General features: G+C 43.9%; 15 protein-coding genes. 8 read left to right on the forward strand and 7 right to left on the reverse strand.

The annotated features are described in order from the left end of the window. Positions 1–300 precede the first annotated feature (300 nt). On the forward strand, positions 301–1,995 hold the full coding sequence (locus P4S59_RS22520; RefSeq protein WP_337169093.1) for a phospho-sugar mutase: 1,695 nt from the start codon (positions 301–303) through the stop codon (positions 1,993–1,995). Between the two features lie 100 nt (positions 1,996–2,095). Here the strand turns inward: P4S59_RS22520 and P4S59_RS22525 are convergent, their stop codons facing one another. Continuing rightward, positions 2,096–2,518 (reverse strand): GNAT family N-acetyltransferase, encoded by a 423-nt coding sequence (locus P4S59_RS22525; protein WP_046873711.1) that lies wholly within the window; start codon positions 2,516–2,518, stop codon positions 2,096–2,098. A gap of 79 nt (positions 2,519–2,597) precedes the next feature. Next, positions 2,598–3,230 carry a LysE family translocator gene (locus P4S59_RS22530; RefSeq protein WP_005375522.1) on the reverse strand — a complete coding sequence of 211 codons (633 nt, stop codon included), beginning with the start codon at positions 3,228–3,230 and terminating at the stop codon, positions 2,598–2,600. A gap of 230 nt (positions 3,231–3,460) precedes the next feature. Between P4S59_RS22530 and P4S59_RS22535 the strand changes: the two genes are divergently transcribed. The 3 genes from P4S59_RS22535 (at position 3,461) to P4S59_RS22545 (ending at position 5,388) form a co-directional block, all read left to right on the forward strand. Further along, positions 3,461–4,288 carry an AraC family transcriptional regulator gene (locus tag P4S59_RS22535; RefSeq protein WP_005391184.1) on the forward strand — a complete coding sequence of 276 codons (828 nt, stop codon included), beginning with the start codon at positions 3,461–3,463 and terminating at the stop codon, positions 4,286–4,288. Between the two features lie 78 nt (positions 4,289–4,366). Further along, positions 4,367–5,077 (forward strand): AzlC family ABC transporter permease, encoded by a 711-nt coding sequence (locus P4S59_RS22540; RefSeq protein ID WP_337169094.1) that lies wholly within the window; start codon positions 4,367–4,369, stop codon positions 5,075–5,077. Then, positions 5,077–5,388 carry an AzlD domain-containing protein gene (locus tag P4S59_RS22545; RefSeq protein WP_006742072.1) on the forward strand — a complete coding sequence of 104 codons (312 nt, stop codon included), beginning with the start codon at positions 5,077–5,079 and terminating at the stop codon, positions 5,386–5,388. Before P4S59_RS22540 ends, P4S59_RS22545 begins: the two co-directional genes overlap by 1 nt. On the opposite strand, the gene P4S59_RS22550 is transcribed toward P4S59_RS22545, so the two are convergent. After that, positions 5,385–5,999, reverse strand: a complete 615-nt coding sequence (locus P4S59_RS22550) for a fumarylacetoacetate hydrolase family protein (RefSeq protein ID WP_337169095.1) — start codon at positions 5,997–5,999, stop codon at positions 5,385–5,387. The genes P4S59_RS22545 and P4S59_RS22550 overlap by 4 nt on opposite strands. Positions 6,000–6,220: 221 nt before the next feature. Next, positions 6,221–7,279: a porin gene (locus tag P4S59_RS22555; RefSeq protein WP_046873713.1), complete on the reverse strand. Its 1,059-nt coding sequence runs from the start codon at positions 7,277–7,279 to the stop codon at positions 6,221–6,223. 608 nt (positions 7,280–7,887) lie between these two features. Here P4S59_RS22555 and P4S59_RS22560 point away from each other — a divergent pair. The 3 genes from P4S59_RS22560 to P4S59_RS22570 all read left to right on the forward strand — a co-directional run bounded on the left by P4S59_RS22560 (position 7,888) and on the right by P4S59_RS22570 (position 10,840). Beyond that, positions 7,888–8,859: a porin gene (locus tag P4S59_RS22560; protein WP_048625262.1), complete on the forward strand. Its 972-nt coding sequence runs from the start codon at positions 7,888–7,890 to the stop codon at positions 8,857–8,859. 464 nt (positions 8,860–9,323) lie between these two features. Next, positions 9,324–10,181, forward strand: coding sequence for a DMT family transporter (locus P4S59_RS22565; protein WP_005391192.1), 858 nt, complete (start codon positions 9,324–9,326; stop codon positions 10,179–10,181). Between the two features lie 44 nt (positions 10,182–10,225). Continuing rightward, positions 10,226–10,840 (forward strand): glutaredoxin domain-containing protein, encoded by a 615-nt coding sequence (locus P4S59_RS22570; RefSeq protein WP_005391194.1) that lies wholly within the window; start codon positions 10,226–10,228, stop codon positions 10,838–10,840. A 126-nt stretch (positions 10,841–10,966) separates the two neighbouring features. On the opposite strand, the gene P4S59_RS22575 is transcribed toward P4S59_RS22570, so the two are convergent. The 3 genes from P4S59_RS22575 to P4S59_RS22585 all read right to left on the reverse strand — a co-directional run bounded on the left by P4S59_RS22575 (position 10,967) and on the right by P4S59_RS22585 (position 12,954). After that, a complete protein-coding gene (locus P4S59_RS22575; protein WP_005391196.1) occupies positions 10,967–11,101 on the reverse strand; it encodes a hypothetical protein in 135 nt (44 codons plus the stop codon). A gap of 133 nt (positions 11,102–11,234) precedes the next feature. After that, complete coding sequence (locus P4S59_RS22580; RefSeq protein WP_005391198.1) at positions 11,235–11,582, reverse strand: hypothetical protein; 348 nt, start codon at positions 11,580–11,582, stop codon at positions 11,235–11,237. 178 nt (positions 11,583–11,760) lie between these two features. After that, positions 11,761–12,954, reverse strand: coding sequence for a multidrug effflux MFS transporter (locus P4S59_RS22585; protein ID WP_337169096.1), 1,194 nt, complete (start codon positions 12,952–12,954; stop codon positions 11,761–11,763). A 105-nt stretch (positions 12,955–13,059) separates the two neighbouring features. Here P4S59_RS22585 and P4S59_RS22590 point away from each other — a divergent pair, with 105 nt between their 5' ends. Further along, the gene (locus tag P4S59_RS22590) at positions 13,060–13,947 is read left to right on the forward strand and encodes a LysR family transcriptional regulator (protein WP_005391202.1); all 888 of its coding nucleotides are present in this window, start codon (positions 13,060–13,062) and stop codon (positions 13,945–13,947) included. Positions 13,948–13,974 lie beyond the last annotated feature (27 nt).

Here is a 13,974-nt window from a genome sequence, read left to right on the forward strand (position 1 = left end):
TTGCGCGAGCTTCCTTGCGTCCCGATGCAAATATCGAACAACTTTACGAAAAATCACAAAAACTACGATTTCGACACGGTTTGTTATATTTATGTTAAAAGGCTAGTTATAGTTCCAAGGTTCTTCAAGAAATTAAATATGATTAAATTTTGTTCGGATAAAAAAATTAATTCGGTTTATCGATTGCCCTCTTTGAAATGTAATTGAGAACCATTTACATTAATTTAAAAGAAAACATTGAGATACTTACAAAACGAAGTGTCCAAGAAAGTAGGCGCCCCCTACTAAGGAATGATTGATATGACAGCACTAATTACTCAATGGCTAGAACGAGACCCTGATCCTAAGACTCGCGAAGAGCTACAACACCTCGTCGATACAAATAATGAACAAGAGCTTACTGATCGCTTTGGATCGCGCCTTGCCTTTGGTACAGCAGGGTTACGCGGCAAAGTGGGCGCAGGTCCAAACCGAATGAACCGTTTGGTGATCCAAGAGACAGCCACTGGCCTAGGAAACTATTTGCTAGAGCAAGTCAAAGATGCCACAAGTCGTGGTGTCGTTATTGGCTACGACGGTCGTCCTGATTCGAAACAATTCGCGCATGATACCGCTTCCGTACTGACTGCCCTTGGCATCAAGGTGTACTTGACGTACGACGTCGCAGCGACCCCAATTGTTGCATTTGGTGTCCGTACATTGAATGCTGCGGCCGCTGTTGTTGTTACCGCTAGCCACAATCCACCAGAGTACAATGGCTTTAAAGTATATTGGGAGAATGGCGCACAAATCATTCCTCCACACGACTCTGGAATCGCAGCGAAAATTGATGACGCAACAACGAAGCCATTACCTTTAATGTCTCTCGATGATGCAAAACAGCACGGTTTGTTAGTTTGGTTGGAAGACGACTACTACCAAACTTACCGTAAAACGATGAACGAAAACGCGCTGCTTACTCCTGACAACAACACCGATATTTCTATCGCTTACACTGCGATGCATGGCGTTGGGGCGAATATGGCGGAAACGCTCCTCGCAGACGCAGGCTTCCAAAAAGTGGCAAGTGTTAAGGAACAGCGCGAACCTGATGGCAGCTTCCCAACCGTCAACTTCCCAAACCCTGAAGAAGCGGGAGCAATGGATATGGTGATGGCGTTGGGTAAATCTGTAGATGCTGATATCGCTTGTGCCAACGATCCAGATGCCGACCGTTTTGCAGTGGCGGTAAAACGCCCAGATGGCGAATACCAAATGTTAACCGGTGACCAAGTGGGGTCACTGTTTGGCGATTACTTGCTAGAACAGCAACCTAACGCTCTGGTTGGCAACACCATCGTATCATCAAGAATGCTGAGTAGCATTGCCAAAGCGCATGGCGCCCAATACTACCAAACGTTAACAGGCTTCAAATGGCTTACTAACGTTGCCATGGAGCAAGAGACAGAAGCCAATCCATTCTTGTTTGCTTATGAAGAAGCGCTCGGTTATACGGTAGGTAACAAGGTGTGGGATAAAGATGGTTTATCTGCAATCGTCGCATTTGCCCAGCTAACAGGTAAACTTAAAGTTCAAGGCAAAACACTATGGGATAAACTGGAAGAGCTTTACCGCGAGCACGGTTTCTACTTCAACGCGCAACGCAGCATCGCTCTCGACCCGAACTCTCCACCAATCGGCGACAAACTCCGAGCAAATCCACCAACAGAGATTGCTGGTAAAAAAGTTGCAGTAACCGAAGATCTAAAAACATCAGTTCGCATGTTTGATGACGGCTCAGAAGAATCCATTGACTTACCAGCAAGTGACGTATTGATTTATCACCTAGAAGATCAATCTCGCGTGATTGTTCGCCCTTCGGGTACTGAGCCAAAACTAAAATGTTACTACGAAGTCATCAACCTCTTCCCTGCGGATATGAGCTATGCACAAGCACAGCAAGCGGCAGAGGCGAAGATGAACGAACTTATCGACGCGCATCAGACAAGTTTGTAAGTCAAAGAGAAGCAGAGACATCTGATACGATAAGAGGCGCAAATTCGCGCCTCTTTTTTTGATTTTGACTAGAACAAGTCAAGCTAACCAGTGCTTTTCCCTAGCTTACAATTTCCTTTTGTAGAAAGTACTTGTGGATGCCCTCTGCAGGATAGCCTGAGTACTGCCCTACTTTTTCAAAACCCAATTTGAGATAGAATTCGAGAGCTTGGAAGCTGTAGGTATCCAAATAAACATGGGTAACCCCGTGAGGCTTTACTTTTTCTTCTAACATTGACATTAACTGGCTACCGATACCAGATGTCCGACTTTCAGCATCTACCCACAAAAACTCAACAAACACCGTGTTTTTAAACATTTCGCCAGTCAGACCACCCATGGTCTTGCCATTCTCATCTTTAGCAAAACATCCCACAGCATGCACTTCCCCTTCAGGCAAATGCAGTCGGTTATAAGATCGAATACCTTCACGAACAGAATCAAGGTCTGTTTGATCTGGATTTAAACAAAATTCAAGCTTCATACATCCTCTCCTTAGGAAACACCAATATCCTAAAACAAAAAGCCAGCAATTGCTGGCTTTCTGGTGGAATATGATAACTTTACAAGGCGAAACTGCTCAGCATCCACAACGCGAGAATAACGAACACTAAACCCATTAGTTTATGTTGATACGTGCGGAATTTTTCGTTCTCGAGCAGCCCCTTACCCAATGTGCCTGCCAGCCCAACAAGTAATAAATTGAATGACAAGCCAAGGACGTTTAACAATAACCCTAGTGCTAGCATCTGCTCACCAGAAGACGCTGTAATATTGCTTGAGACAAACTGCGGCAAAAACATCACAAAAAATACCAACGCTTTAGGGTTAAGCAAATTACTCATCAAAGCACGTTGATAATAAGTTGACGCCATTTTGTTTTGACCATCAAGCTCTGGAGCCGAAGATGCCTCAGCTCGTAAGCAGTCCCAACCCATTTTTAACAAGTAAGCGCCACCTAAGAGATGAAGGACTTTAAGGGCGATTGGGCTCATTGCAATCAGGGTAGATACTCCCATTGCAGCAAGCAAAGTAAGAATAACACCAGACGTCGCATTGCCTAAGCTAGCAAACAGACCGACCTTCTTACCGTAACTCATACTAGAGCTCGCGATAAGCAACATATCGGGCCCTGGTAACAGCAACAAAGCCACTACTGCGGTGAGATAAACAGGAAGTACAGATAAATCAATCATGATGGAACCGCTTTTTCTACAACAAAGCGGCGAATGTTATACCAACAAAATGACAACAGCCAGCCCAAAATCACCAAGATAATTCAGAAAATAAAAATCATAGTTTGCCAGGACGAAAAATAACAATCAATTCGCCTATTTATAAAAATCGAATAGCAATTTTGTACAAAAATAAGCACGATGGATCCGTTACACTTCTAAGATGATTTTCTTGAGCAGACCGGATAAAGATGAAAGAAAAGAATAAGGAAATCGCTACCTTCAAGATAGCTCAAGAGCTCGGTGGTTTAGAACTGCTCGATGCAAAGTACGAGAAGCAGAATTTCTCACGCCATAGTCACGAGGGTTACACTATTGGCGTCATCGAGAAGGGAGCACAGCAGTTCTTTCGAACAGGCGGAAATCATATCGCGCCACAGGACAGCATCATCCTTGTTAATGCCGATGAAGTACACAACGGGCATTCGGCCTCAGAAGGCGGTTGGGAATACAAAGCAATGTACCCCGTACCACAGCAGTTTCAGACCTTGGGGCAAGAGCTTGGTTCACAAAATGTAGCGCTGCCCTATTTCCCTCAACCTGTGGTTTATGATCCTGAACTAGCAAATCAGTTGCGATTGGTTTTTGAAACGCTAGAAAAATCAGACAACCGACTACTACGAGAAACTTTGATTTACGGCACGTTGATCAAACTAGCCAGCAAACACAGCACCCACCGGGCACCGCTCAAAGAATCAACCAGAGCTCAGCGACAAATACAGTTGGTCAAAGAGTTTTTGGAAGACTTCCCGCAAACGGACGTATCGCTAGAAGAGCTCGCAAAACTGGCTGGGTTAAGCCCTTTTCATTTGCTAAGAGAGTTTCAAAAACAGTTTGGCTTCCCTCCCCATGCTTATCAAATTCAACAACGTTTACGAATGGCGAAGAAGTTGCTCAAACTTGGACAAAAAATTTCAGATGTAGCGCAAGAATGTGGCTTCCATGATCAAAGCCACCTGCATCGACACTTTAAAAAAGCCATGGGCGTCACGCCCGGTCAATACATTCGTCACAGCTAAAGAGCAATATTGTACAAGGCGTTATGCCGCTACCACGTTACCTTGATAGCCTGATTTTGGAACAACTAAGAATAAACTATGGACCACACTTTGCTGCTAAAAGAAGAATCAAAAGCTGCGCTATTTTGGCAAGGCACACTTGCGATGATGCCACTGAGTATCGCGGTGTTACCTTGGGGTTTACTCGCAGGCTCATTCGCGATTGATACTGGGCTTCACCCTTTGGAAGGACAAGCACTATCCGCCATTCTGTTCGCAGGTTCCGCGCAGCTCGTCGCGATGGGGATGATTAAATCGGGAGCAGGTCTAGTGACCATGTTACTGACAACGTTTTTTATCACCTCTCGACACTTCCTCTACAGTGTATCGATGCGCAGTAAAATTGCACCGCTTCCTCTAAAATGGCGATTATCACTCGGCTTCTTACTTACTGACGAGCTGTTTGCAATTGTAGGCCACCATTCCGATAAACAATTTAATCGCTGGTATGCACTTGGGGCTGGTCTGAGTTTTTACCTGTTTTGGAATATCGCGACATTGACGGGCATTATTGCGGGAAGCCTGATCCCTGAACTGAACGAAATGGGATTGGAATTTGCTGTGGCCGCGACTTTTATCGCAATTGTAGTTCCGACTATTAAAAATATGGCGGTGCTCGCGAGTGCTGTCGTGGCATTAGTGAGCTCGGTCGCCCTAACCTATTACCAAGTGGAAGGAAGTTTGATGATTTCGAGCATTTTAGCCATGCTTACAGGCTACTTTGTGGAACAAGTACAGGAGAAACACTAATGATCATGTTGTCTATTTTACTGATGACGGGACTTGTTTTCACCAGCCGCTACTTGTTTTTAGAACCCAAGCTACCACTGCGATTAGGGACACGTACACAAAAAGTGCTCAACTACGCCAGCCCTGCGGTACTCACTGCGATCTGGGCGCCTATCGTTTTTATTCCCGATGGAGCACTCAGCGTGAATGTGCACAACCCATTTTTATTGGCTGCCTTGCTGGCTGCGTTAATCGCGTACTTTACTAAAAATGTTCTTTTAACGACGGTGATCAGCATGGTGGTATTTCTCGTTCTGCGAATTTGGCTTTAATCCGCCACCCACTCAATCTCCAAAAAGGTGACATCACCACACTTTAATCGTCCAAGGAAGATGTCACCTTGATGCACCTCACCAACTCCTTTTGGTGTGCCGGTCATTACCACATCGCCATCTTGAAGTGTTGTGTAACTCGTTAATTCATCCAAAATGGTTAGCGGCGGATAGAGCATCTGGTTAACGTGACCTTTTTGTACACGAACGCAGTTAATCAAGAGCTCTAGGTTAAGATCATTAATATCAATGTTATCCAAAGAGACAAATCGACTAAACACTGCGGAGCCATCAAACGCTTTAGCACGCTCCCAGGGCAACCCTTGTTGTTTAAGTGAAGACTGCAAACCGCGCTTGGTCAGATCCAATCCCAAACCGACCGCTGAATAACGTCCATCTTTGATCAGAAAACAGATTTCAGCCTCGTAATGAAGAGGCTCTTGATGAAATGAACGCAGAGTCGTCGATACGGAAGTCGCGGGTTTATTAAATACCACCATTTGCTCAGGGATCGCATTATCAAGCTCATGAATATGTTCAACGTAATTTCGCCCAACACAAAGCACTTTACCCACTTCTACTTTCTTTTCTTCAACTTGAATAACGCTCATCGCTCTTCCCTGCAAAACAAAAACCTCATCATAATCTAACCTATTGACTTAACGACACTAAATCCCATCCTCTAATGTGAAAAATAAGACATTCACCCCGTTTTGAGTTTTGTATCATCTAATTGAAACATCACGGTATTTACAAAACAAATAGACAAAAAAGCCAGCACGAGGCTGGCTTTAAATCAATAAGGGTGAATGATTGTTCTCGCTAAATCCTATTATAGGTAGTAACGAGCACCTATCGCCCATTTGTCATCAGTTTCACGACCATGGTCATCATTTAGGTCAAACTGGTAACCCGCGTAACCAACAAATTTAGGCGTGAAGTTGTACTCTGCCTGCAGTGCCATTTCCTCACGAGCGGTTTCTGTTTTAGAATTTTTGAACTCTTTACCTTCAACCATCTCGTAGTTAACGCTCAAGTTTAAGCTGTTCGCTAGAGCGTATGCGATGATCGCTTCGTACGCATCACTTTCCGCCAAACGGTCGCCATTTACACTGAAGTTCATATTTTCATTTGAACCATATACCGCGGCAAGGAACAGACCTTGGCCGTAAGCGCCGTAAGATGCAGACACAACATGTGATTCTGCGGTGTGTTTACCTGTGTAAGCAGGGTGTTGGAAGTCACCACCGTTGTATGAGTAGCCAATTTTCGCGCCCATGATTGCGTAAGAAAGCGCAACTTGCATGCGGTCATCGTATTTAAGACCACCAGTGATAGTACCTGCGTCGTTACGCGTGTATTCATCATTTGCGCCTTGCCACCCAAGACCAACGTTAATCGCACCTGCTTCGCCTAAATCAAAGCCATTTCGATAAGACAGCATTTTATCCGCACGACCTGTGCCTAGGTTTCCGTGATCGTCGTAAATGAAGTCATTCGCAAACGCAATTGGCATATCCGCGATGCCTGCTACATCATAGTAAGGTGACCATTGCGTACCACCTACTGCACGACCGTAAACCTCATGTGTTAAACCTAAGTAACCTAGACGAGTTTTAAACGACTCTTCACCGCCATCTAAGTAGTTTAGAGCCCATTCACCACGTGCGTCTGCGGTGAAGCCATTGCCTAAATCTTGTGTCGCAGAGATATTGATACGAGGAGAGTTAGTACCAACATCCGTGTCACCTTGCTCTGAACCATTTAAGTTAACAGAAACGTGGCCGCCCATCGAAAATGTTGTGCCATCGTTATTATAAAGTTCCACTGCCACTGCTTGAGTGCCGAAAGTTGCTGCTGCGATTGCCGCTGCTAATAATTTTTTATTCATTTCTAAATCCATTACTTATTAGTTGGTTAGTCAGTTTTAGACCCAGCTCTGATTCACTTTCGTAAAACGAAATGATGAACACAGAAAGGAATACAAAGGCCCTCTGGGGCATCTTTTCCGCCAGAATGGATTTACCTTTGTGTAACAACTGCCGACACTTTATTTGATTAGTTCCTGATAACCGAGTGAAAAATTCTCAGCAAAAAACTAAAAAGCAAACGTTTACTTATCCGAAAAAAATCCAGGCGTAAAAACCTTACAAAAAGAAATGCTTTAACGAGAGAGAGCTCACAAATACTTGATGAACCCAACTTTTGAAAATAACTTTCCCGTCAAAATGAAATATTTACTTACATTTTGGAACAAAAATAGGTTCAGGAACTTTTTGAAAAAAGCACGGTCTCCAATAGAAGGCAGAAAAACCTCAAAAAAGATAAAACCTTTCTTTTTATAAGAGATATAAGAAGGGGCACTTATTCTCGCCAGCAATAAAAGTGCAACCAAATCATAACTTAACAGAAATCTATCTTTCATTTTCAGCGTTTACCTTAGCGTCATCAACACATCGGGCAAGAAAGCCCATCGATTACAACTAGGGTAATAAGAAAATGAAAAAGGCAGCACTAACTACTGCAATTCTTACAGCATTGGTATCAGCACCATCATTCGCAGCAACAGTATACAAAAACGACGGTACTGAATTAAAAGTTGGCGGCCGCGTTGAGTTCCGTGGTGACTTCATCGGTTCAGGTGGTGCTGAAGTTGAAGGCTCAATGGAAGATAAAAGCCGCGCTCGTCTTAATCTAAAAGGTAAAACGGACATCGGCAATGGCCTTTCTGCATTCGGTGTTTACGAAGCCGAGCAAAAAACGGGCAAGAGTGAATTCAAAAACCGCTACATGTATGCAGGTGTCGACTCTGATATCGGTGCTTTCTCTGTAGGTCGTCAAGACATGGCTGCAGTCATCATCTCTGACATGACGGATATCACTGAGTTCTCTGGTGTTCAGCAAGTTATCGATTCGTCTTCTGATAAGCAAGACAGCGTTTTCGCATACCGTGGTGCGTTTGATGCACTACAACTGCAAGCAACCTACCAAGCAAACTCTAGTGATAACGAAGATAAATACGGCATCTCTGGAATGTACTCACTGCCAATGGGCCTAGACCTCGGTCTTGCATATTCTGGTGGCGACGTAGATAAAGACAACTCTGAAGATCAAATTCTAGGTGGTATCGCCTACTCGATGGATAACCTATACCTAGCAGGTACTTACTCTCAAGGTTCCTTGACTGACGCTGAAGACTTTACGGCTTACGAGTTAGTAGCAAGCTACAAAGTAGCGAGCAAAGTGACACTTGCTGCGCTATACACAGCTCAAGAAAATGATCCAGACAACGGTTCAAAATACGACACCGTTGAAGGTATCGAGCTTGTTGGTTACTACAAACTAAACAGCAACTTCCGTACTTACCTGTCTTACTACATCAACCAACTTGACGAAGCAAAAGATGCAACAACAGGTCTAGTAACAGAAGGCGAAGATACACTGCGCCTAGGCGTACGTTACGATTTCTAATTCACTCTTGTCCTAAGAGCGAGTCCACTTGGCCAGCACCTTTGCTGGCCATTTTTTGTGTAACCCAAGATAACTCAATAAGTTTTCACACTATCCAAGCATCGCTCAGCAATGAAAAAGGAGCGTAGCGACTCATACTTCTGCCCTCTTTTAATGCGATTTGTCACTAAGTTAGTGCATTTCTCCTAATAGCCAACCGAACTAAAACAAAAATCCCATTAAAATCAAATAAATAAAAATTGGCACGCGTTCTGCAATACTAATTATGCAAATGCATGGCAGCGTTTGTGCTTCTCGTTCTTTGTACCTGTTATAACAGGCACGTCCTTTGAATTGGTAATGTCGCCTCCCTCTGGGAGGCATTTTTTTATTGGCGCGAAAAACAATAGGACGTATGATCCCGCCACCTCTATCAAACTGGAATTTTTCAATTGAATCATCATCCTGTTCAAGGTGCGTCCTGGATGCTAACAGCTGGCTTGGCATTCGCCATAGTGAACAGCTTCGCCCAAATTGCTAGCATCAACTTTGGTGTCTCTTCCACCACATTCGCGTTATTCCAATACGCTATTGCCTTATTTGTCATTCTGCCCTATCTGCGTACACTTGGAATTAGACGCTCACTAAGAACCCAACACTTTGGTTGGCATGCCTTCCGTATTTTTCTCTCTGTTATCGGGATTCAGCTTTGGCTTTGGGCACTCGCTTATCCAGTTCCGATTTGGCAAGGCATTGCGCTGCTGATGACCTCTCCATTATTTGCAACGGTTGGATCTGGCTTGTTACTCAAAGAGAAGGTAGGTACTGCACGCTGGTTAGCAACATTAACAGGGTTTGTTGGTGCTATGATCATTCTTGAGCCGTGGGCAGATTCATTTACATGGGCGACCCTGCTTCCTGTTGGCGCCGCATTTTTCTGGGCAGCGTATTCTCTGATGGTAAAGAAAATGTCGGTCAACGATCCGCCCTCAACCATGGTTGTCTATTTATTACTGCTGATAACGCCGTTTAATATCTTATTGGCAATACCGACATTTACGATGCCAAATACCTGGACGATATGGGGCGTACTTTTAGCCGCAGGCGCGCTTACTGCACTCGCTCAATGGGCTATCGTTAAAGCATATGCAGTAGCAGACGCCTCGTTTGTGCAACCATTTGATCACGCAAAACTGCCTTTGAATGTCGTTGCTGGCTGGTTGGTGTTTGGCTGGGTACCACCTGGTCGTTTATGGCTAGGCGCCGCGATTATTATTGCCTCCATTGCGTTTATTACGCACTGGGAAGCGAAAAAGACAAAGCTAGTTGAAAGAAAAGTCTAATTTCAAGGTTCTATATTTTCAGGAAAGGAAATGAGGAACACCATATGAGTCAACCAATCAAAATTACACTGTACCGCTGGGCTGGTAGTTGGGGTCCATTCAAAGTCAATATTCCTTGTGGTGAATGTACGTTAACTAAAGATATTTTGACGGATACTTTTAAAAACGAACTCGCTGATGTCCCCGTTGAACTGGAAGTAAAAGATTGGTTATCACATTGGTGGGAACCATTAAAAGCAGGGGCCTGGCATGCACCGATTCTTCTTGTCGAAGGAAAAGTGGTCAGCCAAGGGGAAGCGCTAAACCGGGGCGTGCTTGTGCAATCAGTTATCGCTGAATGGGTCAAACGCGATGAGCTAAAAGGCAACATTGTTTATGGTAAAGCCACCTGCCCTTACTGTGTCAAAGCGAAACAACTACTTGACGATGCTGGTGTTCAATACGAGTATCATGACGTGGTTAAAGACAGCGCTGCTTTGTATCGCATGATCCCCGAAGTAAAGGCCATCATTGGAGAAAAAACGCCGGTAACAGTGCCGCAGATCTGGTTGGATGGAAAGTATGTTGGAGGCGCTGACGATTTAGAAAAGTGGTTAGCAGCAAAGGGGCTAGATAAAGTGCCTAACAATGTCGTGGAGATACCAAGCCAATCCGCTTAGCGTTTGATTCAAATGCCATCCGTCTTTGAGTAGTGGTTTACCAATGTTGTTCAATATGTAGGCTGCAACTAAAAACAAGACAGATAAAAGCAAAAAGCCCTGATTCTTCAATCAGGGCTTTTTAAATTATTTCGCCAGTTTTTTCATAACACGAGCAAAAACAGAAGCTTTTTTCTTCTTCGCTTTACCGTAAAGCGCTTTGTGCATCGCGTCTTTTGCAATCATCTGGCCAATATAAGCACCACCAAGTTCGTTACCCATGACCTTCTCCTGAATGTATTGACTTAAATATGTTGTAATTTTACACCACAATTAGATAAAAACAAGACTAATGTCACATTTATTTTGTAATTAACTTTCAGGTTGGTTCTGATTACTTTTTCGAAACGGGCGCCTATCGCTTAGGTTGCTGGTATGTTTTACCCGCTGCGACGTACGTATCTTTTTGTTTGATTTCAAAGAATGTTTCAAAGAACCACGCAGCAAATTTGATCAAGTGATCGCCTTCATTCATGACGTGCTCGACGTATTCTTGCTCTTCTCCGGACTCGTCTTCTTGAGTGGTAATATGGTAAATACGTTTCTCGCCATCAACTTCTGCAAGACCAAACTGACCCGTTAGGGATTGTGCCGCTTGTGCAACTTCTTCTTCCTCACACGCCTTCAAGACTTCGAGTGCCTTTGGCATGCTTTCTTGCTGAGTAATTTCTTTTACCAGTGTTTCAAATTCGTTTTGTTGCATTCTTTCACCTAACGATTAGAGATCGGATAGTCATTTGGGCAGAAATGTATCCCCAAGCTTGAGAGGAGCATCAGGTATTGCCCTCTTCCTCTCAAACTGAGTCATTCAATATACACAATGATCCTGACTTAATTTAGCAGCGCATTTTAGAAAGCTGCCTCTTTCGTTGCAAGTATATTCAGGTGGAAGTTTCTGCTTGAATCGTCCCTTTGGGTACTTTACGAAATTGACTCAATGCAAGCACACAGCAAGAAAGTAACGCAATAAACAAATAAAACACCCCAAGCTGGTTTTGATTCGTGACCCAAGAATCTACCAAGTATCCGCCAAACAACCCGGCTAAACACATTTGAATTGATCCAGATAGCGCAGAAACCGCTCCAGCCTGTTGCTTATGTGGCGACAGCAACAAACTAATTGATACCGGAAACGACATGCCTTGGGCAAAACTTAAACACGTAAATGCCACTAGTAATGAAAATACACTGAAGGGTGTAACCAACAACATGAAGCCAGCAATAGCAACAATCGCGAAACTCATCAGCAAGATTTGCTGAGCTTTGTAACGAGCGTTGATCAAATTAATCACCAAGCTACCCGTCAGCAAACCAACTGACGGTATGATCATCAAAGAACCGTAATCCGCCGCCGTTAATCCTAACTCTTGTTGCATTAAAAATGGATACAAGGAGAGCGTAACCAGAGCCGATAAATAACTAAGCCAGTTGTAGCTCGCACTACCAATCACTTGTGTATTCGTTAACAGACGCAAATAGTTCGCGCTTACTTGGCCTACTTTAAATTTTCGCTTCGGGTAAGGCAGCGTTTCTGGCAACACCAATAAACCAAGTGTAAAAATTGCCATTAAGTAAATCAGCACAAACACAAAGACAGCATGCCAGCTCAGGTGAAAAGCAATCCAACCACCAAACAGCGGAGCAATAATTGGCATCACAGAAGCAGTTACTGAAATATAAGATAGCGCTTTGGTTAATTGCATACCGTCATAACTGTCACGCAATACGGAGCGACCAAGCACCGAGGCACTGCCCGCTCCCAAACCTTGAAGTAACCGCCCCGCTTCAAGAGCAATAATGTTGTCCGAAAACGCGATACAAATAACCGTACCAACTAGGTACACACTTTGGCCCAGAATAAATACTGGTCGACGACCAATCGCATCAGACAATGGGCCATAAAAAAGCTGAGAGATACCGAAGCCAACGAGAAATAGTGTGACGAGATTCTGAATCGAATGTTGCGGCAAATTCAAGTCATGACCAATCAATGGCAAAGAAGGAAGATAAATACTAACGCCAACTTGGCCTGTGGCAATGATCATCATCGCTAATAACAATGGTGTTTTACGCAAACGTTCCTCCTACTTTGTGACAGATTGATGGCAAACAGTGTATATTTGATACTCAAAGATGATAATCAGCTAAGTTGGAAAGGAATTAATTCCCAAGGAGACACAATGGACTGGATTCAAAGCGTGAAGAGTTATATTCGTGTGGTCGAAGAAGGTAGCTTTAATGCCGCAGCGCGGAAACTCAATACCACCAGCTCAGCTATCAGTAAACGAGTTCAATGGCTAGAAGATAAAATTGGCGTTCAACTACTTAAACGCACGACCCGCTCTATTAGCCAAACTGAAGCTGGTGCGCTGTTTTATCAACGAGCAAAAAATCAGTTGGATTCATGGCAATCGGTATTAGATGAAACTCGCTCAGTCAATCAATCACCAGCGGGGTTATTGAAAATTGGCGCGACACTGGCGGTTGGTTCTAAGTTTTTGGTGCATTACCTAGATGATTTTCTTGAGAAATATCCAGACATCACGCTTCAATTAACGACAACGCTACCAGGCCAATTGCCAGAGCTAAGCTTAGACCTGTTTATTAGCCGGGAATTAGAGCAACTGAACTCTCTGAGTTTCAAAGCCACTGCGCTTTTCGAACATAAAGCCCAGTTTTACGCTGCGCCTAGTTACCTAAAAAAATACGGCACCCCACAATGCGTTGAGGATCTGACAGAGCATAATGTCCTGATTTGGGGTGAAAAGCCCTCACGAGAAATCAAAACCAATCGAGGTAAACGTATCAGCTTGTCCGGTAACTTTGCCACGACTAACCCAGAAGCGCTGTTTCATGGTGCCAAAAGAGGCATGGGTATTCTGATGACGAATAACGTCATGATCAAAGATGATCTCAAATCCGGCGCGTTAGTCCCTATCCTGCCCGATATCACAGCGGATAAAGCCACTGTATATGCCTACTATCCAAAGCTGGATTATCAGCATACCCGAACTAAGCTGTTCCTCGATTATCTCAAATCGCGATTAGAAGAGGAGAAGCGCGCCTAGCTTAGCGTTTTTATACTTGAACCTTTT

The organism is Vibrio sp. M60_M70, from assembly GCF_037162085.1.
Lineage (GTDB): Bacteria > Pseudomonadota > Gammaproteobacteria > Enterobacterales > Vibrionaceae > Vibrio > Vibrio diabolicus.